Raw genomic sequence first — 25094 nt, 5'->3', positions numbered from 1 at the left:
CTTAAACCATTATAACTAAACAAAACATGAGCCACACTCCATCAACGAACTTTCAGGTATCCGATACACCAAAAAACGGTAAGGGATATTTATTTCCATTAATTTTAGTCACAAGTCTGTTTTTCTTTTGGGGCTTTGTTCACAATCTCGATCCTGTATTAATTCCGCATTTACGCAAAGCTTTTCAACTAAACGTTTTCGAATCTACCTTGGTCGATTCTTCGGTTTTTATCGCCTATTTTTTATTGGCATTACCAGCAGGCTACATTATGCGCAAGTATGGGTATAAAAGCGGTATTATATTGGGTCTTGTTTTATTCGCCATTGGCTGTTTATTATTTATACCCGCGGCCAATACTGCCCAATATATATTTTTCTTAGGTGCACTTTTTATTATCGCCTGTGGTTTAACCTTCCTGGAAACAGCGGCAAATCCTTATGTTACTGTCCTGGGGCCACCAGAAACAGCTACACAGCGTTTAAACTTCTCTCAGTCTTTTAATGGTTTAGCTGCATTTTTAGCGCCAATACTTGGCGGTAAATTTATTTTTACCGAAGTAAAATATACCGATGTTCAATTAGCGAAAATGTTGCCTTTAGAAAAACAGGCTTATATGCTCGAAGAGGCATCAACAGTAAAAGCGCCTTATCTAATTTTGGGTATCCTGATTATTGTAGTGGCCATTCTATTTATTTTCACCAAACTACCTGATATTAAGGAAGAAGAAAACGCCAAAGAAAAAAGCAGTTTTGGGCATGTGTTGAGCCATAGCCATTTGCGCTGGGCAATTATTGGGCAGTTTTTTTATGTAGGTGCACAGGTTTGCGTATTGAGTTTGTTTATCAGTTTCGTCACTTCTTCAGCAAATATCAGCCAGGATCAGGCAGCATGGTATTCGGGCGCCGCAGGTTTAGCTTTTATGGTTGGCCGCTTCGCTGGAACTTTCTTCATGAGATACGTAGCTGCCCACAAACTATTAATGCTTTATGCATTAATTAGTGCTCTACTTACCCTTGTATCTATTTTTGCAAGCGGCATGATTACCGTTTATGCTTTAATCGGTGTCTCTTTCTTTATGTCGATCATGTTTCCTACCATATTTTCATTGGGTATAGCAGGTTTGGGTAAAGATACAAAACTGGGCTCATCGTTAATTGTGATGTCTATTGTTGGTGGTGCCTTTTTACCGCCGATATTAGGTTTGATATCGGATGCCACACACAATATACAATATGGGTATTTAGTGCCATTTATATGCTTTTTAGTGGTTTTCTACTTCGGCTGGAAAGGATGGAAACCCAATCACATTGAAAAAGAAATTAGTTTAGAAGTATAATATTACAATGAGCAATCATCAGTTAGTTTTTTTATTTTTTACCACAGATGTGCACAGATAAACACGGATTCTATATCTGTGTGCATCTTTTTATCCCCAGTAAAATCAGGATTAGTTGTGGTAATAATAAGGAGATGAGTTAATAATTGATGTATTCATACAATAAAAACAGAATTATAATAGATGAAAAAATTAGTCATCAAGATTAACAATGCTGATAATGTTTTGGTTGCGTTACAAGATTTACCCAAAGATACCAAAGTAGTGCATGAGGGGAATACTTACGTTACTGTTGATGAAATCCCTGCCAAGCATAAATTTTTTATGCAGGATATGAAAGCAGGCGATGAGGTAATGATGTACGGCGTTTTGGTTGGAAAAGTACAGTTTGATGTAAAGGCTGGTACGCGGATGAATGTAGAGAACACCAAACATGCTGCAGAGCCATTTGCCTATCGCAATGTTAATTACAAATGGGAAGCGCCTGATGTAAGTAAATATGCCAACCGCAGTTTTAATGGTTATCACCGTAAAAATGGTGCAGTGGGCACCGCTAACTATTGGCTGTTTATCCCGACTGTATTTTGCGAAAACAGAAATCTGGATATTATTAAAGAATCACTTTATAGCGAGTTGGGTTATGCGGTAGATGATAAATATAAATCTTATACCCACAAACTGGTTCAGGCCTTTGAAAAGGGTGAAGACATTAATCATATTACTTTTGAACCTAACGTATACAAAGCCAGCCGTACCTTTAAAAATGTAGATGGAATTAAGTTCCTCACACATAATGGGGGTTGTGGCGGAACACGTCAGGATGCCGATACTTTAAGCAAATTATTGGCGGCTTATGCCCATCATCCCAATGTGGCCGGTATAACGGTTTTAAGTTTAGGTTGCCAGCATTTGCAGGTTGAAGACTTTAAACGCGACCTGTTTGCACTTGATCCTGATTTTGATAAACCACTTTTAATTTTCGAGCAGCAAAAAGCGCAAAGCGAAGAGCAATTGATCCAAAATTCAATCCGCAGTACTTTTGAAGGACTGATGTTCATTAATAAACAAGAACGTGCAGCCGCCCTGTTAAGCAAAATGTGTGTGGGTGTAAAATGTGGTGGTAGTGATGGTTTTAGCGGTATCTCAGCCAATCCAGCTGTTGGTTATTGTGCTGATTTATTGGTGGCCTTAGGCGCCAAGGTTTTATTGGCCGAGTTCCCCGAACTTTGTGGTGTAGAGCAGGAAATGATCGATAGATCTGTTGATCAGCCAACTGCCGAAAAGTTTATCCGCTTAATGACCGAATATGATGATCTGGCACATAAAGTTGGTTCTGGCTTTTACATGAATCCTTCTCCAGGCAATATTAAAGACGGTTTAATCACCGATGCGATTAAGTCGGCCGGTGCTGCACGCAAAGCCGGTTCCTCTCCTGTTGTAGATGTTTTAGATTATACCGAACCCGCTACTAAACCTGGCTTAAGCCTGGTATGTACCCCAGGGAATGATGTAGAGGCAACCACAGGTAAAGCTGCTGCCGGAGCAACCTTAATTTTATTCACCACCGGTTTAGGCACGCCAACAGGAAATCCGGTTTGCCCAACTATTAAAGTAGCTACCAATTCGATCCTGGCCAAACGCATGAGTGATATCATCGATATCGACACAGGAGCAGTAATTAATGGCGAAAAAACCATTAACGAAATGGGCGAAGATATATTGGAATACTGTATTAAGGTAGCCAGCGGCGAAGAAATTCCTAAAGCGGTACAACTTAATCAGGATGATTTTATCCCCTGGAAAAGAGGTGTAAGCCTTTAGCCCATGGAAGATGGATAGTCGATCCGTCATTTCGACTGAAGCGCAATCCCGATTTTTGGGAGAGAAATCTATATAAGCAAGGCTAAAGAACCTCTGCGTTCTCTGTGAAAACGCTGCGTCCTCTGTGGTAAAAAACAAAAAAATACAACCAAATATGAATTTAAATTTAGACGGCAAAATAATCCTGGTAAGTGGTGGAGCAAAAGGTATTGGCGCGGCAATTGTTAAAGCATTGGCATTTGAAAATGCTTTTCCCATCATTATCGGCCGTAATGAAAACGATAACCTGAAAATGCTTCAGGAAATAACAGATTTAGGCTTAAAAGCAGATTATTTTACTGCAGAACTCACCGCACCTGAAAACTGTAAAACCATTGTTGATGCAATACTGACCAAATACGGCAGAATAGATGGTTTGGTGAACAATGCTGGTGTCAATGATGGTGTTGGCCTCGAAAATGGAACTTATGAAGGTTTCATGGAATCGCTGCATAAAAACGTGGTCCATTATTACCTTTTGGCTAAACATGCCCTACCCGCACTTAAACAGAGCAAGGGTTCGATTTTAAATATCGGTAGTAAAACTGCAGAAACCGGACAAGGTGGAACTTCGGGTTATGCTGCATCGAATGGTGCCAGAAACGCCTTAACACGCGAATGGGCAGTAGAACTATTGCCGTTTAGTATCCGCGTTAATGCGATTATTGTTGCCGAAGCCTGGACGCCGTTATATGAAAAATGGATCAACTCTTTCGAAGACCGTGACGAAAAATTGAAGAACATTACTGATAAAATCCCTTTCGAAAACAGAATGACCAGCGTGGATGAAATTGCCAGCATGGCTGTATTCTTATTATCAGATAAATCGAGCCACACTACAGGCCAACTGATCCATGTGGATGGTGGTTATGTACACTTGGACAGGGCGCTTTTGTAAACTATTGTAACTATTTGTCCTCAACTCAACAAGACACGTCATTCCCGCGCAGGCGGAAATCTTAAAGCGTTCAGTATTTTGGCGCATTAAGATCATCTTCGATGAGCTCTCTGTGGTTTCCAATCAAGTTGGGAATCACGGAAATCTTTTAATCAATCAACTCCTCGGTCTGTGTCCTCACAGACCGAAACATAAAATAAGTTTAAAGTGATCTGTGGACACACAAATCACTTTCTTTTTCGCTCTTCCAAACAGTCATCTTAGAAAAATTAGATCAGCAGAAATAATAAGAAAGATCAAATATCCAGAAATAATAGTCCTCCCATTTTAATCCCATTTTAAGATGAGATGGTTACTTTTATTGGATACCGAAGATTGGAATAGCGGAACAACCCTAAATTGCCGGGCTTTTAAATTTTGTTTACCCATTGTATTTTTATCGATCATACCGAAAAAATATATGCAGGCATGGATGATGAAAAATGTAAGATGGATGATAACTATCTATAAAATAACGTCATTTCGAGCGGAGTGCAACGAAGGTTACTTTTCGGTTAAAAAAACTTAGCTACTTAAGCCCACTAATATAATTTTTGATCAACGCCACCCCGTCCTTATCAATAACAGTTGTTCCTAATTTAGGCATATGAAATTCGCTCATCTGGTTTGTTCTGATAATAATATTGCTTTTATTAAATTTGATTCCGGTATGTTCTAAATCCGTTCTGTAATCGAGGTTTAATGTGGTATTCCCAGCAAACCCTCCTGCTTGATGACAGTGCGCACAATTAATATCCATATAAGCTCTTGCCCTTTGCTGAACAGGCAAAGAGGTATCGTGATAATTCGGAAGGTGGGTTAAAGAATGGATTTTAATATTTTTTATCACACCTCTTTTCATCAGGTAACTTAACTGGTTAATATTTTCTTCACGCCTTTTAACACTGAAATTCAGATTTCTTGCTTTCGGCCCAATTGGAATGATTAGGTCGTTTTGCCTATGGCAACTGGCACATTCCTGTTTGGTGGGAATATGATAGGAAATTTTTCTCCTTTCACCATCCAAGTCCGTAAAATCAATCGGAACATCTGCACCATCAGCAATCAGATCTGCTTCATTTTGTGAAACATTCCAGCGGAAAGTAGCCACGTTCCATTTTGATTGATGCAGGATCAGTAAACGTGTTTCTATAATCTCCCTACCTTTTTTAGCAACTTTTGAATAATAAAAGGTTTTGGCAATCATAGTTCCTTCAGGGAAAATGGGCAAACCCTCCCCATTTAACACTATTTGTTTTCCCTCCGGTAATTTAATCAGCCGTTGCTTTTCTGCATAATCCGTAAAAAGTGTAGATGCAAGCTCAAACATTTCTACACCCTCATTCGGTTTAAGCTCAGCCATTTTTCCTTTAAAAAGCCGGTAAGAGGAGAGTTTAGTTTTGAAACTGATTCCATTATCAACGTTCCTCCTCCCCGAACTGTTACACGACCATACATAAACAATCGGGCAAACCAAAATAGCAATAATGATGCTGTATTTTTTATATTTCATGCGATACCATTATCTCAGGTTATCTTCTCCTTCATGCATGAGCGATTGTGGGATCAGGATATATTTATCAATGTAAAAAGTACCAAAAGGAATAATGCAGGCCAAAAGCACTTTCCAGGTTATTTTCGAAAATACCCATTTATAAGCTACACCTACACTGAAAGTAATAAAAACAAAAAGACAAAAAAGTAGCCCGTGGATTGGTCCAGTCAGTTTTACCAGTTCGGGCCTGTGCATGATGTATTTTAGCGGTACCGCAACAAATACCAATACCAATAATGAGGTCCCTTCCAGGAAACCGATAATCCTTAATCTTCCGATCGGGGTTTTTAACAGATTTAACATAATGATTCGATAATTTTAAAATGATCTTAAAAATGGACGGCTGGCAAGGGGCGAAAATGGCCATGGAATTGCGATAAGTATGACCAAAAGGGCCAGGCAAAACCAAAATAGCATGGTCGAAAATTTTTGAGTATCGGTTTCCATCCTTTTTGCCTTTGCCGACCCAAGCGTAATCAACACCACTGATGTTGCCATAAGCCAGATATGGATATACTTAAAAAATACATGTTCGGAAACCAAATGGCTGGTATCGCTTTCAGCCATGGCATACTTCACCACCGGACTGATCATGTACAAACTTAATCCAAGCAAGAGCTGAACCTGGGAAACGGTGGCCGTAGTATGCCGGATAAAATTGGCATGAGCCGTAAATTGAAGATGCTGCAAACGGCCCCTTGCAGCAATGTAAATGCTGTAAAGCAATGATAAAAGTACAAGCCAGCGGGTAATTGAATGTAGGCCTAAAAGAGTCTGGTGCATAATGAAAAAATTAAACATACTAATTAGTATGTTATGGTATAAAAAAAATTAAAGATTTGTTAAATAGCTTTTAAGCCCTTTTAAGTAGGTTTCGTAACTCGATTTCCCTAAAGCTTTGCCGATATTTCTCACTCCGCCATAGCCTGAAATCACTACCATAGCCACTTCTTCCGGCACAAAAGTACCTGCTAAAATTTGGGTTGTTTTCCCCTTATTAAGTGTAGCTACAATTGCATTTTGCCACTGTTTGACCAATTTAGAAAGTGCTTTTTTAAATGCAGGATTCATCGGCGACATCTCTTCGATCAGGTTAATGGCCGGGCAGCCATAATCAGGATTAAAAAAAACAAAATCGTTCAGCAGGTTTTCCACTACCTTGTAAATATCCTTTACGGGATCCTTCCCTTCTTCCAAAGGCTTAATCATTACATTATACATTCCAGGGTAAAGCAGTTCATTGATCAGGCTTAGTCCCATATCATCTTTAGTTTTAAAATGATAATAAAAGGCCCCTTTCGTTACTTGTGTGGTGGCAATAATTTCATCAATACTGGTCGACTGGTAGCCCTTCCGGTAAATCAGTTCGAAAGATTTCTGTAAAATCATCATCCGGGTATCGGCTGCCTTAGACATAACATACTAATTGGTATGTTGGCAAAGATAGCATGATTGGGATTTAAGAATTTAATTGATATGTCATATTTTAAAAATGAAAAACGTAAAACGGCATAACCGGGATCAACAGAAAAACGAAAATCCATACTATAACTTCAGGAAAATTTAATCCATTATAGTGCCCAAGAAAGAAAATTCCCTGTTTTTACCGCATATTTCAAATTTTCTTTTTTACCCTGATGCTGAGTTTTATATTCATTTGGCTGTTTTAAAATTCCGGTGAACTAGTGCCATCTTTATTTTCTCATTTTGGCTACAAAAGTACCTGATTAGGCTACAAACAACACGCTGACCTTGCCCATATTTGATCCATCATTTATTTAAATAATAATTATGGAACATCAACAAGAAAATCAAGGTACAAATACCTCAACAGGCAATAAGGTTTGGTTTATTACAGGTGCGTCGCGTGGATTTGGGCGTGTGTGGGCAACTGCCGCGCTGGAACGTGGCGATAAGGTAGCTGCAACAGCACGGACGCTCTCCAGCATTGCCGACCTTCAGGAAAAATACAAAGAAAATGTATTGACACTGGAACTGGATGTGACCAATTATGATCAGGTAGAAAAAACCGTTCAACAGGCCCACAAGCATTTTGGAAGATTGGATATTGTGTTAAATAATGCAGGTTATTCGCTTGTTGGCACTATTGAAGAAGCCACCATTGACCAGGTTAAGGCCATGTACGATACCAACATTTTTGGAACAGTGGCTGTTATACAAGCCGCCCTGCCGATATTACGCAAACAAAAATACGGACACATTTTAGGTACTTCGAGCAACCTTGGCCATGTTGTTTTACCCGTTATCGGTTATTATAGTTCATCTAAATGGGCATTTGAGGCCATCCACGAAAGCCTGGCAGCAGAGGTAAAATCTTTTGGGATCAAAGTAACCATTATCGAACCCGGTGCCTATGCCACTGAATTTGGGAGTCAGGCTTCTCTAAAGTTCGCTGATGGTATGGAAATATATACCGACTTTAAAGCTCAGTTTTTTGAAGGATTACAGCATATGGAAAGAGGTAATCCGGAGGCTACACCAGATGCTATTTTTAAAATTGTTGATACAGAGAATCCACCTTTACGTTTCTTTCTCGGCAGCCATAACTTGCCTTGGGTACGTACTGCTTATGCAGAAAGGATGGCCACTTGGGAAGAATGGGAATCAATATCGAACGCTGCACAAGGGTAATTAAATAGAAAACCTTACCTATAACCGATAAATAAAGCTTATCGGTTATATTTGTATCATATCAATATGAAAAAGGAAGATAACAGCCCTTATAAATTCAATTCCTTATCGGAAGCGCACCGGATAATGGGACTGCCACAACCAAAACATCCGCTTATCAGCCTGATCAATAATGAAAATCACCCGGTTGAAATGAGCGGACAGCCAAATTCGCACATCCTTAACTTTTATAAAATCTCTTACAAACCAAAATTAAGCGGCAGGCTAAAATACGGGCAGAGTTATTATGATTTTGATGAGGGTGGTTTGTTGTTTGCTGCTCCTAACCAGATTATCGGTCACGAGCGGGATTTAGAATCAAGTGTTTGCTCATTATATACCTTATTGATCCATCCTGATTTTTTATTGTCGTACCCTATCGCCAAAAAAGTCAAAAGTTATGGTTTCTTTTCTTATTCGGCTAACGAAGCATTGCACTTATCAGAGAAGGAAAAGGCAACCATTATTGCTATTTTTAAGAGTATTGAAGAAGAATTGAACAGCAGAATTGACGATTTTAGTCAGGATGTGATCATTACACAGATCGAATTGCTGTTGAATTACAGCAACCGTTTTTACAAACGCCAGTTTATTACACGCAAGGTACTTAACAACGATCTTTTGCAAAAATTGGAAGAATTATTGGAAGCTTATTTTAATGATCGAATGCCAATACTAAAGGGTATACCAACTGTGCAGTATCTTTCCGATCATTTAAACATTTCGCCAAGTTATTTAAGCGATCTGCTCCGTTCGCTAACAGGACAGAACGCACAACAGCATATCCATCAAAAACTGATCGAGAAAGCAAAGGAAAAACTATCGGGCACCAGTTTATCGGTGAGCGAAGTAGCTTACGAACTGGGCTTTGAACATTCGCAATCTTTTAACAAACTCTTCAAGGCAAAAACCAAAGTTTCACCATTGGCATTTAGAAAAATGTTTAATTAACAAAAGACAATTCTTAAGTAGCGTTTTTGAGTTCAGTACCGTATAAGCTATAAATTAAAGCTTTATGAAAAAGATATTACTCCTTCTGGCTATAGCATGCCTTTTGTATGTATCATGCAAAAAAACCGATAAAGATAATGATGGGCCCGGTGAAGTTTATGGTAAGTGGAAACTCATCGAAATGATGCAGGACCCCGGTGATGGAAGTGGCAGATATAAAAAGGTAAGCGGCCAGGCCAAATATCTTATTCTAAGCAAATCGGCAGATAAAGCCGGTAAATTCGAAGGCGATGCCCTTCCGGATTTATTTTCATTCAGGATTTTGGACAGTGTAAAAATGGAGGTTTACAGCAACACTTACAAAATGCCGTTGACTTATTATTACAAAGTTTCGGCAAAATCGTTTCAACTTAACCCTCCCTGTATTGAGGGTTGTGGATACCGTTTCGTAAGGGAATAATAATTATCTTGTAGCTACGGCTCTTAAAAATATTAATTTATTTAAACACGAACGCAACAAGATCCTTCTTAAATGCGATCATCCTGCTGATTCGATAGCCATCAGATCAGCAGAACATCATTCTTTTTAAACAGTTAAACTATCCCAAATCACCTGATAAACATCCGGTGCATGAAGGGTTTTATCCATCGCTTTTGAGGTAACCAGAACAGGTTTAAATTGATCAGCTACATTAATGCTACCATGCGATCCTTTCACCAGTGTAGCATCGAGTGGAATTACGTCCATTACATACCGAAACCCAGCCTTTTTCCTTAAAAGTTTATAGCCTGCCCTTAATTTAGAGGTCATAAACATTTCTACAGGATCATAGCCCGGCTTTTTATGGATATCAACCACCCTTGCATAATCCGGTGCTTTGGCATCATCCAGCCAGAAATAATAGGTAAACCAACTGTTTTCTTTCGCGGTAAGAACCAGATCGCCAGAACGTTCGTGGTTAATGTGGTGTTTCTCCTGTTCCGCCTGATCAAGCATCAATTCGATATCAGGTACATTTTTCAATAAGGCTTTTACCTGATCGGTTACACTTTTATCGTTGATATAAACATGTGCTACCTGGTGGTCGGCCACGACAAATGCTTTCGAAGCACCCGGATCAAGCAATTCCAGCCCTCTTTCTTCACGGATCTGGATCAGACCGTTTTCCCTGAACAAACGGTTAAGATGGATTGGCTTATTTACAGGTGCAATGCCATATTCGGAAAGTAAAATGATGCGCGCACCCCTGCTTTCGTAAAAACGTACCAATTCTTCTACCACCTGATCGATTTCTTTCAGCTCTGCACTGATTTTTTCTACTTCAGGGCCAAACTTTTGCAGGCAATAGTCTAAATGGGGTAAATAAATTAAGGTAAGCGTAGGATTGTGCAGCTTTTCAGTTTCCATCGAAGCATCTGCAATCCATTTTGTTGATTTAATATTTGCGCCAGGGCCCCAGAACTGAAACAAGGGGAATTGCCCCAGTTTAGCCTGTAAATGGTCGCGTAATTCGGCAGGCTGCGAATAACAGTCCGGCAATTTACGGCCATCGGCAAGGTAATTCGGACGTGGCGTTACCGAAAAATCGGCTGTTGAATACATGTTGTACCACCAGAACATATTGGCACAGGTAAAATTCGGATCTTCTTTTTTAGCCTGATCCCATATTTTCTCCGCATTTACCAGTTTGTTAGACTGTTTCCAGAATTTAATTTCAGCATCAGCATGATCGTACCATCCATTGCCCACAATACCATTCTCTGAAGGATATTTACCAGTGAGATAACTCGATTGCACAGCCGTTGTAACTGCCGGCAATAATGGTTCTATGGTAGTTAAATGGTTCTCTGCAATATATTGCTGAAGAAATGGCGTATGCGTCCCAATTACGGAAGCAGATAAAGCTACGATATCGATAACAACGGTTTTATGCATGTTCTATTTTTCTAATAAATTTTTAACCCAAGCCAGTTCCCTGATAATTGAATCGTTCAAAGGGGCTTTTAAAGCTGTTGGTAAAACTTCCCAGGTATAGGTTTCTACTTCTAAATGCGCGGTAAAAGGCTTACTTTTTTGCAAGTTCAATACCTCGGTAATATCCGATTGTGTAGATTGGATCAACCCCATATCTTCAACAAAAATGGGTACATGAAAATGTGCACGCCACTCTTCTACTTCAGGATTTTTTCCCTCCGACAATGCATCAGCAAGGTCAGGATAACGCAACAGCGAACCATCATTTTTTCGTGCAATTACCTGGTGGAGGTAAGTAGGTTCATCAAAACGGCCTAATTGATCCAATACGGCTGTTCTTTCCGAAACAGATGAAGGTATTTTAGCTTTTAATGCGGCACTGATCTGGATTTTTCCAATCTGAATGCCTTTCTCCTGCAGTTCATCGATGATGGCTATATGAGGTTCGTAACCAATTGCGAAATGACAAACATCATAACACAAACGGATATGCATTTTGATCAGGTTTTCTGCATCATTGGCGTTTAAACCCGGTCGATCCGAAAAATAGGTTTTTCCAATTGGTAAAAGTTCGTTTTCAAACCAGTTTATAAATTCGGGACCTGATTCGAGAAAACCATCAGGTTCCGGTTCGATATCAAGGTGGATAATTTTATCTGTTTTTTTATGTATTTTTGCTAAACCTTCTGCAACTTCCAAAATATGTGTGCTGGCAGTAACTGTTGCTTTTTCTCTTTCCAAAGCAGCCTTAAACCAAGGTTTGTAGCTTAATGGCGAAGTTGAAATACCGCCGTCCATACCCTCGGGGAGTAACAGCGAAAGAATTTCGGCTAAACGGAGTGTATATTCAACGCGATCTCTCGTCGTCCAATCGGGTGCATGTACCTGATCTTTAACCCTGGTATGATGAAAACCGCCATATGGAAATCCATTCATGGTAAAAACGTATCCACCTTCCTGCTCAAGCCACTGTTTAAATGTTTCCAGGTGATTTTCTTGCAACAATTCGATACTGGCGAGATTGGAAAGGCGCAAACCTATACCCATAGGTGCTTCTGGCGACAATTGCGCCTTCAATACCGGAAAACTATCTTTCAACACGGCAAAATGTGCCATCCAGTTTTCGCCTGCATAAATATTGGTACAGAAAGTTAAATGTCCGGAAGTTAATTTCATAGCTTAATGTTGAATAATAGCAGTTTGGTTAGTTAAGATTTCGGCAGCTTGTTTTAAAATGCCGGCATCAATTTCGTGAACTTCCTCTCCACTACCCAGGCCTGTAAGTAAGGTGATGGTCAGCGCTCCGCCAAGATGCTCTCTAAATTCTTCCAATCCCTGCAAAATTGGGCTATTACCTTCGGTAACCTGCAACAAAGGATGCGTTAATTCGAAACCAAGTTGTTGAATCAGGGTGATTACCCTTTGTGCATCTTCATTGCTGATCCTGCCCGATAAATTTGAATATACAGCATCTAAGGCAATCCCCATGGCAACGGCCTCACCATGCCTCACTTCAAAATTAGTCAGATATTCTAGTTTATGGGCGCTCCAATGGCCAAAATCCAACGGACGGGCCGAACCGTTTTCAAAAGGATCGGCACTGCGGATATGCTCCATGTGCAGTTTTGCGCATTTCCAGATCTGATAGTTCATGGCCGTTAGATCCCGCTGTGCAAGCGCCGTGGCATTTGCTTCCAGCCACTCAAAAAAACCGCGGTCTTTAATCAGTGCCACTTTAATGGCTTCGGCAATACCTGAGCGCCAATCGCGATCAGATAAAGTGCTTAAAAACACATCATCGTTAAAAACTGCAACAGGTGGCGAAAAGGTGCCCAAAAAGTTTTTTTTATTGAAATAATTAATTCCGTTTTTCACGCCAACACCCGAATCGTTCTGCGAAAGCACAGTGCTTGGAATCCTGATGTGTTTAATACCCCGGTGCGCGACCGTTGCCGCATAGCCCACCATATCGAGTACAGCGCCACCACCAATGGCAGCAACAAAAGAATGCCTGTCGATACCATGAATATTGATGGCTTCCAATACCTGATCAAAATATCTGGTATCGTTTTTTACCTGTTCTCCCCCTGGGATGATCAGAATATCCTGAACCAGCTGCGTTTGAGGGTACTTTGAGAAATAGGTTTTAATCTGGGTATTAAGTTCTTTATGTGCATTTGCTACACCTTCATCTATTACAAACAAGATCTTCTTTACTGCAACAGCTGGATTTAAGTTAACTAAAAAACTGTTCAACAGTTCGTTTTCTGGCAAAAAAAGCGATGAAGTAAAGAAAACATTATAATTATATTGTACCGTAAAGGATTGATGTAAATGTTCCATATCAATTTGTGTGTGTTTGATGGTTAAGTAACGGCGAATAATTTAGAAAGCCACATCGATAACGGCAATAAAGCCGCAATTATAAATGCCAGAACCAGCGCCTCGAAAGTCACGGCCCAGGCTGCATCCATCAAAATAAGTGAAATTACGCCAGCTTTTACCGCCCCGCCTATATTTTTACCGATAGGCTCCTTTATTGCTTTTAAAAGTGGCCTGAAAATCATAAAGCTAAATGGAACCAGAAACAGCAGCGACCACAGCAATCTATCGTTAACAAAAGCAAAATAAGCAATAGCGCAGATTACGATTGCATACAGAAAGGCAGCCAAATATAAGTTTTTAGCATGGCCTCCGTGAACTTCGCCGCGGCTGGTCATGGTAATGGAGAAAATATAAATCACCGGAATAATGGCCAAATAATAATGACTGCAAAGCATTGCTGGCACAATACTCAACCCCAGCAACAGGTTAAAGCCACGGCATAAGCCCATATTCAAGGGGCCGAAAAAAGAATGGTGTTTACCAAATTTATTATAAAGCAAAGCGAAAACAGCCACCAAAAGGGCCAATAATCCCGATGTTAAACTATTTAATGCAGCTAATGTAATACCACCCAAGAGTAACAGGCTACCCAAAATGGTTGCATTTTTTAAGCTGATCAGCCCACTGGGAATGGCCCGCTCCGGACGTTCTATTTTATCCAGATCGGCATCAAAAACATCGTTAAAAACGATTCCTCCTCCATACAAACAGGCTGTTGATGCGGCCAAAAACACAATAGACAGCCATGGAGTGGAAAACCCACTACTTAAGACACCAGAAATGGCAATTCCTGCTAAAATATCGGCTACTGACGTAACAATATTGGCAGGGCGCATCATGCGCAGATAGACAATTATTTTTTTCAATACTTAGCTGATGATGATAGATGATTTATCTGTTCTTGGCTGTTGCCCGCCACGCAAAATGGTATTGCCCTCGAATTTCTCGGTAAGGTCTACATTTTTTTGTGCATTAAAATCGGCTTCATCCAGCTGTCCGCTCTGTGCAAATGCAGTAATCGCATTGCGGTAAGTAACCAGCTCAATTTCCTCATTGCTTAAACCACGCATTTTCATTAAAGCAGCAGTTTTTGGCACCGCTAAAGGATCGCTGATGCCCCAATCAGCAGCAGAATTTACCATAATACGTTCCGCGCCATATTGTTTTACAATTTCTACCATGCGCTCGTTACCCATTTTAGTGAACGGATAAATGGTAAAAGCAGCCCAAAAGCCTCTATCTAACACCTCTTTTACCGTCTCTTCATTATTATGGTCGATAATTACGCTATAAGGATCAAGGCCATGCTCCAAAGCAATATCCATGCTGCGTTGTGTACCTTTTTTCTTATCGCGGTGTGGTGTATGCACCTGAACCGGTAAACCTGCTTCTTTAGCAAGCTGAAGTTGCAATCTGTAATATTTTTCTTCGGCTGCAGTCTGATCGTCGAAGCCGATTTCGCCTATGCCAACTACGCCTTCTTTATAGATAAACAAGGGCAATATTTCCATTACCTGCTCTGCCAGGCTTTCGTTATTGGCTTCTCTTGAGTTAAGCCCAATGGTGCAATAATGTTTAATGCCAAATTGAGAAGAGCGGAAGCGCTCCCACCCGATCAGACTACTATAATAATCTCTGAAGCTATCTAACCCGGTACGCGGCTGCCCCAGCCAAAATGCGGGTTCTATCAAAGCAACAACTCCTGCATCGGCCATCGCCTGGTAGTCGTCGGTCGTTCTCGAAGTCATGTGAACATGTGGGTCGAAGAATTTCATTCCCTTTACCGCACTGATATCGAACGCTTCAGGCTCCCCCATCAATGCTTTATCTCTTTCAATTGAACTACTGCAACACATATATTTCTGTTTTGAATTTCTAATGGTTAAAATGAATCCCAGTTTAAGTTCCCTTCCAAGAGGGCCAACTTAAGTTCAGGAAAAGTGTTAATATAATCTTTTGCCGGCTGATATTCAGACTGTGCAACAGCAAGCGCAATAGCGCGTTGCTCAATTTGGTCGTAATGCTGCAAACCGATTTTAAGGGTCTCAAAAATTTCAGCATTGATAAATTTGCCAATCAAGCGCCAAAGCTGTGGGTTTACCGCCCGTTTTGCAGCCCAACGTTCTTTTGCATAATCAATCAAAGTTAATGCAAGTTCCAGATTGGCCCGTTTATCTAAACCGATAATGAGCTTGATATTTTTTTCGGTAAAAAATGCTTTCAGCACCAATTGGTTCCAGGCGGCTTCATCCAGATTTTCTGAAGGATAGGGATTGTTTTCCATTATCGCTTCCAAAACGGACCCGATATTGCTCCTGATTCCTTCAGCACATCGTTTCACCCAAATTTCAGGATGAGCTAAAAACGGCAAGGCCGAATACAAAGCCACCGCCTCATTCATTTCCGCCGACAGGAATAACCGATCCACGGTTGTGTAAAGTTTCTCCTGGTCTATTGAATTTAAAGTGCTCAGCAACCAAACGCGACAAAGCCTATCGACAGTCCAGTTGCTAATATAACTGATCCCAGCCTCTTCTATTAAAACCTTTTGCTCTTCGTTAAGTTGAATTAGGATTTTCCCGGTTTTGCGCGGCACCATCACAAATGCCTGACTGATCTTATTGCTTTGATCAGCGGATTGTGTTATACTTTCCAACCAATTTTGGCCATCTGCACTTACATTGCTTTTTACTATAGCTGATAAAGCTTTTTGGATAGCCATCGTATCATCACCTTTCATAAAGTATCTAAATCTATTAGCTGGTGATACCCGCCGAAACAAAATAATTAATCAACAACGCCCCCGCAATAATCAACAGGCCAAAAAACTCTCTTGTTTGCTCGATGTAAGGTTTTGTGGCCTGCATGCTCTGCACAAGGCTCTCGCGTCTGTATTTGGTAATCCAATCTCGCACACCATCTTTTGCGAAGAACAGGATAGCAGCATAAATTAAGTAGAAAGCAGTTAAAAACAGATACACGAAAGGATAAAATTTACCCGCCGCAGCCAATCCGCAGCATATTGAGGCACTTAAATAGATAGATACCCAAAGAAAAGCATCGTTATCATTTAAATTTACATAAGCAAAGCCTAAAAACGAGATGCAAAAAATAATGTTGAGAATAATTAAAAGCATTTTAAATTATTTGGTTTAAAACAAGCTAAATCGATTTCTTGATTTTTTTCATTGAAAAACAAAGTTATTTAAACTGAATGCTTTTTTTGCTTAAAAATTGTAAATTATATACTGCTATAAAAGTTTTTTTTGATTAAAAATGAATGCAGGAGATGTTAAAATACAGGCACAGTTTAAGAAACTGTTTAAAATGAGAACTTTTACAAATTGTCCCGTAGGGCTGTCAAAACGAATTTAAAGCTGATCCTTCGACAAGCTACCAATGGCAACCCATTAGTCTGGTCGCCATTCCCGTGCAGGCGGAATCCTATGTTATTAAATCAAGGAGAAACAAAAAAATATTATCATCCTGAGGGATAATTTACTTTATAAAAATCAATATGAATGGCGCATAATTGGTTTCTTTTGCCCTAGGCGCTGTCTTGCCTCGGCTCGCCGCCGCCGATTGGCTCTTTCTTTTTGGTGTCAAAAAGAAACAAAGAATACCGGCTGAAAATTTTCCTTTCGAAGCCAGTGGGTTGGCTGGGTCAGTGGAACCCGAAAAATTTGTTAGGCCGGATTTGAGTAGAACGAGGATATCCTACTATGGCCTAACTGGATGAAAACATGCAAGCATTAAATACTGATTGACAATTATTTGTGATTTAAGTTCCTGATTAAACAGGGTATATCTTAATTAATCACCAAAAACAAGCTTTAAAATATTCGCAAGCACAGGATTATGGTCATCGGCACGCCAATTAATCAATATATCGGTTTTAAAAGGCAAGGGAATAAACCGTAAACCGGGACTTTGGTGGTGCATATAAGAATCAGGTAAAATGGCTATCCCCAGGCCTTTCCGTACGAGTGCAATAATCGTAGATCCAAATTCGGAATGTAGAAATACATCAGGAACAAAATCGTAAGATTTGAAAAGTGCCTGAATAATCTCACTATAGCTACTCCCCTCATCCTTGGTCGGCAGGATAAACTTTTGGGCTTTAAGGCGCTCCGTAGATAAATCTTCAAATCTTTTAAAAGAATGTGCTAACGGAACCACCAGCGCCAGGTGATCGGAGTAGATTTTTTTTGATTTAATCCCCTGCTCACTGGTAATATCCCTCGTAATGGCCAGATCAATTTTATAGTTCTTTAGAAAATCCAGTTGATTTTCATATAAAACCTGTACCAGCTTAATTTGAAGCTGTGGAAATGCCTGCGTTATCTTAGCCAAAATATCAGGCATGATAGATGCTGATATAGAATCAGGATGTGCAATGGTAATGGTTCCCCGCTCGCCTAAATGGATCTGTTTTGCAAACTGATGGATATATTCGAGCTCACTTAACTCGACTTCCCATTTTTCTTTTAAGAATTTACCCGCTGGAGTGAGCTTTACATTACGTTTATTACGTTCGAAGAGCTGCAGACCCAATTCATTTTCGAGCGACTGAATTTGGCGGGTTAGGGCTGACTGCGTGATATTTACCTTTTCAGCTGTTTTCCAATAATGAAGCTGTTCTGCTAAGGCCAAAAAATACTTGATTCGCTGAAGATCCATTAATGCAAAATACGCATTAATAAATGAAAAAATAGCATTTTATTACATTTAAAGAGTTGTTACATTCGTGCCATGGAGCAGATCATAATCGAAAGGGCAACACTAGCTGATATCAAAAAATTACAGGAGATCGGGAGAACCACATTTTCTGAAGCTTTCGCAGACGTAAATACAGAAGCAAACATGAAAGATTACCTCGAAAAAGGTTTTTCAGAAGAAAAACTGAAAGGGGAACTGAACAATCAGGATTCTCAGTTTTATTTCGCGCTGCTTGATGAAAAAGCTATTGGCTATTTAAAGATCAACATCGGGCAAGCGCAAACTGAAAAACAAAACCCTGATGCACTTGAAATTGAACGCATCTACCTTTTGAAAGCATTTTACGGTCAAAAAGTTGGTCAGTTGCTTTACCAAAAAGCCATTGATATTGCGCTTGAAATGCAAGCCAGTTATGTATGGCTAGGTGTATGGGAAGAAAATTACAGGGCATTAAGATTTTACGAAAAAAATGGCTTTACCCCTTTCGGCAAACATAAGTTTTGGCTTGGAGATGATGAGCAAACAGATTTGATGATGAAAAAAGTATTGCTTAACGATAATGAATTAAAAGTATCCTAATGGAAAAAAGAAACCTCTTTTTGATCTTATTGATACTGGGTACCGCGTTCTGGGGAATTTCATTTTCTGTTACCAAACTTGCAATCGGGCAGCACCAGCCTGTTCTGTTTTTGTTCTACCGTTTTTTACTCGCCACAATGGTTTTATCGGTTATTTTTTGGAAATACGTAAAAAAGCTCGATTGGACCACTATTAAAAAAGGCGCCGGTTTGGCTATTCCGCTGGTACTGGGCATTTATTTGCAAACACTGGGCATTACACATACTTCAGCATCACAATGTTCATTTGTAGCTGGAATAACCGTTGTAATGATTCCGGTGATTAAACTTTTTATTTATCGAAAACCTGCAGTACTTAAAATATGGATTGCGGCATTTACAGCTTTAATCGGCCTTTTTGTAATATCCGTTACAGATAAATTCAGTATTGGAACCGGCGATTTATATACCATTATCGGTGCTTTTTGTTTCGCCATATATTTAATCCAGATCGAAAAGGAATCGATGGCAGGTGATATTATCCCGACCATTGTGCCTATGTTTGCCACTTGTGCCATATTAACTTTTCTATTAACGTTTATTCAGGGAAACGCCACCTGGATTCCTCAGCAGGAAACATTTTGGATTGGCATTATTTTTTGCGCACTATTTTCAACGGCATACATGTACACCATATCGAATATTTCGCAAAAGTACATTAGCGCTGAAAGGGTGTCCATCATTTATCTTTTCGAACCTATTTTCGGCGCTTTCGCGGCACACTTTATTTTGGGCGAAGAAATTACTTCAAGGTTATTGATTGGAGGCGGAATGATATTTTTGGCAACGCTGATCTCCGAACTGAAGTGGAGAACGCCAACCCCATTTGCAATGCTTAAGGTATCGAAGGAGAAAAAATATTAGGCTTATTTTATTAAGCTAGGAGTTCGGCACAAGTAATAATAATTTAACCACAGATAGGAAGGATGCACACAGATATGAAAATCCGTGTTTATCTGTGTGCATCTGTGGTTAAAAACGCTTAACATAACGTTTGAGCATGCACGGGAGCGGTACCTGATTTTAGAAACCTGTTATTGCTAGCTGATAGATACACCTCAATGAAAATATTTTTTAGTTAGCTGCAACTTTAACCGCATTATTCTGCAACATCATTCTCGTTGCCAAAATATGCTCACACGGTCCTTTTTTAAGTTTATTGCTTAGATAAAAAGCGCACTCGCAAGCACCATCTATTAAACGTTGATCTTTATCAATCAAAGCCAGCGTACTAAAAGTTTCATTTTTAGTTTTTACTTTACCTTTTATTTCCAGTACATCATTTTCTATTTTGGTGGCTATTTTCACATGATCTTTCGCTATAAATTCGTTCGCAATTTTTTCTTGCTCGCTACCAAAACGTAAAGCAGTAAAATCAAGCGGTTCCTGGCTTAGCTCTCTTACACGATAAACACCCTGTTTCAAATCGTAAATTACACGCCCTGCCTGCGTGTAAGCTGTTAATGCCGACGAAACCACAGCAGCGCTTAGTCCGGTTTTTGTTGTTATATCTGCTGTCGATGCAAACCAGGTTTCTTTTAAAGTAGTAAAAACCTGTTGTTTGGTTAATATATCTACATTTCCACGAGGTGCCATCAAGTCGAAATTACCAGCCCTGCTCCAGTCGTTATTTGTCCAGCCTGATAATCCAAGCGTAAAAGTCATATCGCCTAAATCGGCCATAAAAAAAGAAGGCAAACCAGAACCCAATAAAACTACTTTAAAACTTTTTGCAATCGGAATTAAACGTTCCAGAATCATCAACCTTCTTCTGCCCCAAATCCTGATTGTCTTTTCCTCCGAACCGGTATAAATAGAGCGATGGAAAGTTAAGGTTTCATACCAAGGCTCAATAACCAGGCGTACTGGTTGGCCTGGCGCTAAAATAAACCGTAAAGCGCGTGGCCCGGCAGTTTCTTTAAAACGGCGTAAGTATTGGCAAAGACTAAAAACATCCATCGGGTGCAATTCGAATGCAGTTGCGGGCAAAGTCATTGCTGCACTCACCTGCAAAAAGCCCCTTACCCACGAATCTGGTAAATCTATTTTAACCTCTTTATAAACCTCTTCGTTAGTGGTTTTCGCCTCAAATCCCGAAGGATCAATTTTAAATGAGGTATCCTTATAACCCCTTATCTTTTGAAATTCGCCATATAATTCTGCCGAGTAATCAATATTGGTTGTACCACATTTAAATTCATTAATTTCTGTAAACACATTATAGTTACAGCTTAGCTTGCCATATGAAGACTCATCTTGACTAAAACATTCGAAAAACAACTCATCAGGATGAACAGTAATCACAGGATCAAGAACAACCCATGCATCGCGATCATTTTTATACAAGTAATCGAAGTACCTGCTCTTTGCTTTGTTAAATGGCCCTAGTACCCGATCTTTTTCCCGATAAATCTGCTTTAAATCATTTCTAATTTCTTCAATGCGATTTCTCACCTGTTCAATCTGGAAACCAGCCATGTATTCGCCTAACCAAAGTTTTTCCTGTTCTTCAGCCCATGCTTTATATTCAGCTTTATCTTTCGGTTTGTAACGAAGGTCGGAAACAACTACATCATGCAATGCAGATATTGCCTCACGAAATGCAATCTTTTTATTTAATTTTCCAACAAAAAAAGTTGGATCACGCAGTGCATCAGGCGCAAAACGCATTGCTGTTTCATTCGCATCATTACTGATGGAAGTATTTCCGCTATATTTATAATTGAATAACATGCGCTTCGTTTTTGATGATGAGATGCATATCCAAATCTGGATATTGCGTTTTAATTTTTGTTAAAATATCGATACAAACAGCCTTATCCTGAATGGTTGATTGTGCTGAAACATCATCCAAAATACTTATTGCCCAAATTGAAGTTTCCGCATTCTTTATCGATTCCTGATGTAGAAAGTTAAAAATACGATCCTTTGCAACCCTACCTTTGTTAACACGGGTAAGTGCCGAACGGAAATAAAACGTTAACTCCCGCAGCAAATCAGGTTTATCTTTAGCGTACATGGATAGGTAGCTACTTACAAAAGCCTGAACATTTACACTTGGATGCTCGCTTAATTTCGTTAAATAATCTATGGCATGTGCTGCATTGAAAAACCGGGTAATCATCTCCTTGCCAAAGCTTTCAACATCTGGTCTGATCGAATCTACAATCGCGATTAAAGCATCTGGCTCCCAATCTGCTTCAGTAAACTCAGTTTTAAAAAAATGAAAAGCATAAGCCCTGGTATCCTCCCATTTCGAATCTAACAGGTAAAGTGACTGATTCCTCTCCGCTCGGATCCGCGGTACATGTTGCTTGAAATAATTCCAGCTCCATTGGCGGATGGCAAGGATTTCATGACTACCAAAAGAAATAATCTGCCGCAAAGAAAAACGATCCGGGTTACCATAAGTTTTCAGAATTTCATAGCCTGCCAACTGACTAATCCGGTATTGTGCATGAACCAGTTTTGTAATCTCTTTTGGTTGTAAGCCACTGCTCCAATACGGCTTTAAATTTTGCAGTAAAAATTCGCTTAACCTCGTATGTGCACCTTCAAACTTCTCTTTACGCATCAAAGCATAAGCAAAATGTGGCACAATAGTATTCCCAATTTCGGATTGATGAGCAAATAACTTCCCGATAATTTTAAATACAGCATCCAAAACTTTCTCATCGCCACTATCAATCAGGCTGAATAACAATTGGATATTTTCATCAACAAAATGTTCAGGATATTGATTTAATAGCTCGATACCACCATCGCGAACTTCAGGAAATTCACTAAGCAATAACATTTTTGTTAAAGAGATCGGAATTTCCGTTGGAGAAACCTTTTTAACTTTATTCAATAATATTTTTGCCGCCAAAATTTTATTGGCATTTAATACTGATGATATTAACTGCTCTACAATACTCCAACTCAATCTTTCCATTTGCGTTTCAGCAAACAAACCTAAACGATCAATAGCATTTTTAGCTTGAAGATTGTTGCCGTCTGTATTTTCAAAATGAAGTAGCTCAGTAATCACTTTACCCAAAACAGCCTGCTTCCTATCCTCAGAAAACAGATTTTTCTGTAATGTTTCACTGATCCAATTTTTGCATTCCTCTTGAGCATTAAATAGCACAATCAACAAAAATTCAATATCATTAAAATACAATCCTATATTCCGGCTAACCAATTCTTGCGCCCAAAGCCTGGCGTCGCTACTATTGCAAGCCAATATTTCTGCCACAAAAACAGGGTTTTGAGCCAGCTTGCTTTCTTCGTTTTTTAGTATTTCAAACCCAAACTGATTTGGCAAATCGAATTTACTATTTAACAATTGCAAAATCGAACGTTCATCAAAACGCTGGATAATCTCTTCGTATTGTGCATGGGCAATTAACCTTTCGTAGGCAAAAAGATGTATTCTATTCATCTCAGCTTGCATCAACAATTGTATATAAGCTTGAGGCATAGCATCCCAAAGCTCAGGGTACAGCTCCAAACGCGACACACTTTTTGCTTCTGTTTTTGGAGTAGTATCTTGCTCAACCACTGGCAGAGGTGGTGGTGTTACATTTTTCTTACCAAATAAGCTTTTAAAAATATTCTTAGCCGCATCAATTACCGAAACACCGTTATCACTATTAAAACCTGTATTTGATCTGGCAGCTACCGCTCGAACATTGGCCGCATTGTAATAGTAATCAGGGCTGGTTACTGTTCTACTGTCGATTATAAACCTTAAATTAGATTGCAATTGGCGCTTCGGATCATTCCCAAAAAGGATGGTAGAAAGCAGTAGCGATTCCGAACATTCGGGATAATTGACAATTAAATAAGTGTATTGTTTCGTTTTATAATTATACCGCCCATATTCACTTAATGGCTTTTCTTCGGCAATAGAATAATCTTTTTCTTTATACTGCAGTAAAGTATTAACTGCAAGTTTTAAATAGGCTGAAGCATCTTTGGTTGCTCCGGCACTTTTAAGAAATTCCACGGCATTTTTCTGAAAATAGGCTTTAGTGTATTGCGAAAATGCGAGCTTACTATCTTTGTTTTTAAGCTCTGCACCTACCTTAACCGTGAGGTCGATAGCGGTTAAATATTGCCTGTAATTAGAATCAAGCGAATATGTTCGCCTAAACATAGCGGGTTGTTTCTCGAAACCATAAAATAAAATAGCCAAAGTTGTTACATCGTTTCTTAACTGCGCCAGCTTATAAATTGCCCTCAGATGTTTAAAAAACGGTGGTTTGTACGGGCAGGCTTTCAATATACTATTAAGTATGGGCAACAAAGTTGGTTGCACTTTGCATAATAAATAAAAGGTGGTAAAATAATCTACCGCTTTATCTTTTACACTTTGGTCTAAAGTGGCCTTAAGCAATTCTAAATTGTTTGTTTCTACAGCATATCTTATTTCTGCAGGTAGCTTTTCTAATAACTGATTGCTGATTTTTTGTTGTTCAGCATCATTAGTAATCGTCAGGAGCCCCTCAAAAGCCATGTTTATGATATGACTTTTTTGCTTAATATTATTAGCCAAAGCTATAAACAGTGGCCCGGCTGTAACCGCATTTAATTTCGTTAACGCATATAAGGCCGCGTAAGTTTGCATTTCGTTCCCTCTTGTTGCCAGCTTGATGATAAACGGAATAGCCTCTTGCACGTTTAACATGCCGGCTTTCCAAATTACCCGACTGGTTTTCCATTCGGTTCTGAAACTGTTTCTACCAACTACAGCATCCTGCAGGCGCTGCAAAATTGTACCATTTAAAGTATCGGGCTCAACCATATCTAAGGATGGGAGTTCCATAAATACTTCCGTTTCGGTCTGATAACCTTTTTTGCGTTTTTCGTTTTCCAATTCTGCAAAAAGGACTTCAGCATTAGCTAAAGGTAATGCAGCAGGTGTTTTAGTTCCTTCTTTAAGTGTACTTCCTCTTCTACCGTATCTAAAATTCACCAGGAATTCGTTTGCAGAAAGCTCGCAAAGATCAATCTCATATACCTTATCAGATTTCCCTTCTTTAAAAAATAATTTACTTTGTTTAATGAGTTTCATACAAAACGT

The 25094-nt window shown here is 39.4% G+C and carries 22 protein-coding genes; 8 read left to right on the top strand and 14 right to left on the bottom strand.

Annotated elements, in window-relative coordinates:
• Positions 1-26 precede the first annotated feature (26 nt).
• The 3 genes from fucP (at position 27) to ACTJKN_RS06450 (ending at position 4095) form a co-directional block, all read left to right on the top strand.
• A complete protein-coding gene (fucP, locus tag ACTJKN_RS06460) occupies positions 27-1337 on the top strand; it encodes an L-fucose:H+ symporter permease (protein WP_440823529.1) in 1311 nt (436 codons plus the stop codon).
• 183 nt (positions 1338-1520) lie between these two features.
• Positions 1521-3158 (top strand): UxaA family hydrolase, encoded by a 1638-nt coding sequence (locus ACTJKN_RS06455; protein ID WP_440823528.1) that lies wholly within the window; start codon positions 1521-1523, stop codon positions 3156-3158.
• A 154-nt stretch (positions 3159-3312) separates the two neighbouring features.
• The gene (locus tag ACTJKN_RS06450) at positions 3313-4095 is read left to right on the top strand and encodes an SDR family oxidoreductase (protein ID WP_440823527.1); all 783 of its coding nucleotides are present in this window, start codon (positions 3313-3315) and stop codon (positions 4093-4095) included.
• Positions 4096-4663: 568 nt separating this feature from the next.
• Here the strand turns inward: ACTJKN_RS06450 and ACTJKN_RS06445 are convergent.
• From ACTJKN_RS06445 to ACTJKN_RS06430, 4 genes are read right to left on the bottom strand one after another with little or no spacing between them, the layout of a single operon-like run.
• Entirely contained in the window at positions 4664-5647 is a 984-nt protein-coding gene (locus ACTJKN_RS06445) for a hypothetical protein (protein WP_440823526.1), read from the bottom strand.
• Between the two features lie 9 nt (positions 5648-5656).
• Positions 5657-5992 (bottom strand): DUF3817 domain-containing protein, encoded by a 336-nt coding sequence (locus ACTJKN_RS06440; RefSeq protein WP_440823525.1) that lies wholly within the window; start codon positions 5990-5992, stop codon positions 5657-5659.
• Between the two features lie 15 nt (positions 5993-6007).
• Positions 6008-6472, bottom strand: a complete 465-nt coding sequence (locus tag ACTJKN_RS06435; RefSeq protein WP_440823524.1) for a hypothetical protein — start codon at positions 6470-6472, stop codon at positions 6008-6010.
• 48 nt (positions 6473-6520) lie between these two features.
• Positions 6521-7105: a TetR/AcrR family transcriptional regulator gene (locus tag ACTJKN_RS06430; RefSeq protein WP_440823523.1), complete on the bottom strand. Its 585-nt coding sequence runs from the start codon at positions 7103-7105 to the stop codon at positions 6521-6523.
• Positions 7106-7480: 375 nt separating this feature from the next.
• On the opposite strand from ACTJKN_RS06430, the gene ACTJKN_RS06425 reads away from it, so the two are divergent.
• From ACTJKN_RS06425 to ACTJKN_RS06415, 3 genes are all read left to right on the top strand, one after another.
• Positions 7481-8341: an SDR family NAD(P)-dependent oxidoreductase gene (locus tag ACTJKN_RS06425; RefSeq protein WP_440823522.1), complete on the top strand. Its 861-nt coding sequence runs from the start codon at positions 7481-7483 to the stop codon at positions 8339-8341.
• Between the two features lie 66 nt (positions 8342-8407).
• Positions 8408-9331, top strand: coding sequence for a helix-turn-helix domain-containing protein (locus ACTJKN_RS06420; RefSeq protein ID WP_440823521.1), 924 nt, complete (start codon positions 8408-8410; stop codon positions 9329-9331).
• A gap of 64 nt (positions 9332-9395) precedes the next feature.
• The gene (locus tag ACTJKN_RS06415; RefSeq protein ID WP_440823520.1) at positions 9396-9791 is read left to right on the top strand and encodes a hypothetical protein; all 396 of its coding nucleotides are present in this window, start codon (positions 9396-9398) and stop codon (positions 9789-9791) included.
• A 126-nt stretch (positions 9792-9917) separates the two neighbouring features.
• Here ACTJKN_RS06415 and ACTJKN_RS06410 read toward each other — a convergent pair whose 3' ends face one another.
• From ACTJKN_RS06410 to ACTJKN_RS06375, 8 genes are all read right to left on the bottom strand, one after another.
• A complete protein-coding gene (locus ACTJKN_RS06410) occupies positions 9918-11267 on the bottom strand; it encodes an alkaline phosphatase family protein (RefSeq protein ID WP_440823519.1) in 1350 nt (449 codons plus the stop codon).
• A gap of 3 nt (positions 11268-11270) precedes the next feature.
• Complete coding sequence (eboE, locus tag ACTJKN_RS06405; protein ID WP_440823518.1) at positions 11271-12482, bottom strand: metabolite traffic protein EboE; 1212 nt, start codon at positions 12480-12482, stop codon at positions 11271-11273.
• A gap of 3 nt (positions 12483-12485) precedes the next feature.
• Positions 12486-13655, bottom strand: a complete 1170-nt coding sequence (locus ACTJKN_RS06400) for a 3-dehydroquinate synthase (RefSeq protein WP_440824066.1) — start codon at positions 13653-13655, stop codon at positions 12486-12488.
• Positions 13656-13672: 17 nt separating this feature from the next.
• On the bottom strand, positions 13673-14557 hold the full coding sequence (eboC, locus tag ACTJKN_RS06395; RefSeq protein ID WP_440823517.1) for a UbiA-like protein EboC: 885 nt from the start codon (positions 14555-14557) through the stop codon (positions 13673-13675).
• A 3-nt stretch (positions 14558-14560) separates the two neighbouring features.
• Complete coding sequence (locus tag ACTJKN_RS06390; protein WP_440823516.1) at positions 14561-15547, bottom strand: TatD family hydrolase; 987 nt, start codon at positions 15545-15547, stop codon at positions 14561-14563.
• A gap of 26 nt (positions 15548-15573) precedes the next feature.
• Positions 15574-16431: an EboA domain-containing protein gene (locus ACTJKN_RS06385; RefSeq protein ID WP_440823515.1), complete on the bottom strand. Its 858-nt coding sequence runs from the start codon at positions 16429-16431 to the stop codon at positions 15574-15576.
• Positions 16432-16447: 16 nt separating this feature from the next.
• Positions 16448-16828, bottom strand: a complete 381-nt coding sequence (locus ACTJKN_RS06380) for a transmembrane 220 family protein (RefSeq protein ID WP_440823514.1) — start codon at positions 16826-16828, stop codon at positions 16448-16450.
• A gap of 676 nt (positions 16829-17504) precedes the next feature.
• The gene (locus ACTJKN_RS06375) at positions 17505-18371 is read right to left on the bottom strand and encodes a LysR family transcriptional regulator (protein WP_440823513.1); all 867 of its coding nucleotides are present in this window, start codon (positions 18369-18371) and stop codon (positions 17505-17507) included.
• A 72-nt stretch (positions 18372-18443) separates the two neighbouring features.
• On the opposite strand from ACTJKN_RS06375, the gene ACTJKN_RS06370 reads away from it, so the two are divergent.
• Positions 18444-18989: a GNAT family N-acetyltransferase gene (locus tag ACTJKN_RS06370; protein WP_440823512.1), complete on the top strand. Its 546-nt coding sequence runs from the start codon at positions 18444-18446 to the stop codon at positions 18987-18989.
• Complete coding sequence (locus ACTJKN_RS06365; protein ID WP_440823511.1) at positions 18989-19891, top strand: DMT family transporter; 903 nt, start codon at positions 18989-18991, stop codon at positions 19889-19891. The genes ACTJKN_RS06370 and ACTJKN_RS06365 overlap by 1 nt, the downstream gene beginning before the upstream one ends.
• Positions 19892-20101: 210 nt before the next feature.
• Here the strand turns inward: ACTJKN_RS06365 and ACTJKN_RS06360 are convergent, their stop codons facing one another.
• On the bottom strand, positions 20102-21760 hold the full coding sequence (locus ACTJKN_RS06360) for a hypothetical protein (RefSeq protein ID WP_440823510.1): 1659 nt from the start codon (positions 21758-21760) through the stop codon (positions 20102-20104).
• Entirely contained in the window at positions 21744-25085 is a 3342-nt protein-coding gene (locus ACTJKN_RS06355; protein WP_440823509.1) for a hypothetical protein, read from the bottom strand. The genes ACTJKN_RS06360 and ACTJKN_RS06355 overlap by 17 nt, the downstream gene beginning before the upstream one ends.
• Positions 25086-25094: the final 9 nt, after the last annotated feature.

Origin of the sequence: Pedobacter sp. 22163, from assembly GCF_052045595.1 — a bacterium.
Taxonomy (GTDB): domain Bacteria; phylum Bacteroidota; class Bacteroidia; order Sphingobacteriales; family Sphingobacteriaceae; genus Pedobacter.
The sequence above is the reverse complement of the archived record's forward strand: the minus strand, read 5'-3'. Positions and strand labels throughout refer to the sequence as shown.

What these genes read in the sequence shown, in the direction of transcription:
- fucP (WP_440823529.1), top strand. Translation starts at nt 27, where the DNA reads ATGAGCCACACTCCATCAACGAACTTTCAGGTATCCGATACACCAAAA.
- ACTJKN_RS06455 (WP_440823528.1), top strand. Translation starts at nt 1,521, where the DNA reads ATGAAAAAATTAGTCATCAAGATTAACAATGCTGATAATGTTTTGGTT.
- ACTJKN_RS06450 (WP_440823527.1), top strand. Translation starts at nt 3,313, where the DNA reads ATGAATTTAAATTTAGACGGCAAAATAATCCTGGTAAGTGGTGGAGCA.
- ACTJKN_RS06445 (WP_440823526.1), bottom strand. Translation starts at nt 5,647, where the DNA reads ATGAAATATAAAAAATACAGCATCATTATTGCTATTTTGGTTTGCCCG.
- ACTJKN_RS06440 (WP_440823525.1), bottom strand. Translation starts at nt 5,992, where the DNA reads ATGTTAAATCTGTTAAAAACCCCGATCGGAAGATTAAGGATTATCGGT.
- ACTJKN_RS06435 (WP_440823524.1), bottom strand. Translation starts at nt 6,472, where the DNA reads ATGCACCAGACTCTTTTAGGCCTACATTCAATTACCCGCTGGCTTGTA.
- ACTJKN_RS06430 (WP_440823523.1), bottom strand. Translation starts at nt 7,105, where the DNA reads ATGTCTAAGGCAGCCGATACCCGGATGATGATTTTACAGAAATCTTTC.
- ACTJKN_RS06425 (WP_440823522.1), top strand. Translation starts at nt 7,481, where the DNA reads ATGGAACATCAACAAGAAAATCAAGGTACAAATACCTCAACAGGCAAT.
- ACTJKN_RS06420 (WP_440823521.1), top strand. Translation starts at nt 8,408, where the DNA reads ATGAAAAAGGAAGATAACAGCCCTTATAAATTCAATTCCTTATCGGAA.
- ACTJKN_RS06415 (WP_440823520.1), top strand. Translation starts at nt 9,396, where the DNA reads ATGAAAAAGATATTACTCCTTCTGGCTATAGCATGCCTTTTGTATGTA.
- ACTJKN_RS06410 (WP_440823519.1), bottom strand. Translation starts at nt 11,267, where the DNA reads ATGCATAAAACCGTTGTTATCGATATCGTAGCTTTATCTGCTTCCGTA.
- eboE (WP_440823518.1), bottom strand. Translation starts at nt 12,482, where the DNA reads ATGAAATTAACTTCCGGACATTTAACTTTCTGTACCAATATTTATGCA.
- ACTJKN_RS06390 (WP_440823516.1), bottom strand. Translation starts at nt 15,547, where the DNA reads ATGTGTTGCAGTAGTTCAATTGAAAGAGATAAAGCATTGATGGGGGAG.
- ACTJKN_RS06385 (WP_440823515.1), bottom strand. Translation starts at nt 16,431, where the DNA reads ATGAAAGGTGATGATACGATGGCTATCCAAAAAGCTTTATCAGCTATA.
- ACTJKN_RS06380 (WP_440823514.1), bottom strand. Translation starts at nt 16,828, where the DNA reads ATGCTTTTAATTATTCTCAACATTATTTTTTGCATCTCGTTTTTAGGC.
- ACTJKN_RS06375 (WP_440823513.1), bottom strand. Translation starts at nt 18,371, where the DNA reads ATGGATCTTCAGCGAATCAAGTATTTTTTGGCCTTAGCAGAACAGCTT.
- ACTJKN_RS06370 (WP_440823512.1), top strand. Translation starts at nt 18,444, where the DNA reads ATGGAGCAGATCATAATCGAAAGGGCAACACTAGCTGATATCAAAAAA.
- ACTJKN_RS06365 (WP_440823511.1), top strand. Translation starts at nt 18,989, where the DNA reads ATGGAAAAAAGAAACCTCTTTTTGATCTTATTGATACTGGGTACCGCG.
- ACTJKN_RS06360 (WP_440823510.1), bottom strand. Translation starts at nt 21,760, where the DNA reads ATGTTATTCAATTATAAATATAGCGGAAATACTTCCATCAGTAATGAT.
- ACTJKN_RS06355 (WP_440823509.1), bottom strand. Translation starts at nt 25,085, where the DNA reads ATGAAACTCATTAAACAAAGTAAATTATTTTTTAAAGAAGGGAAATCT.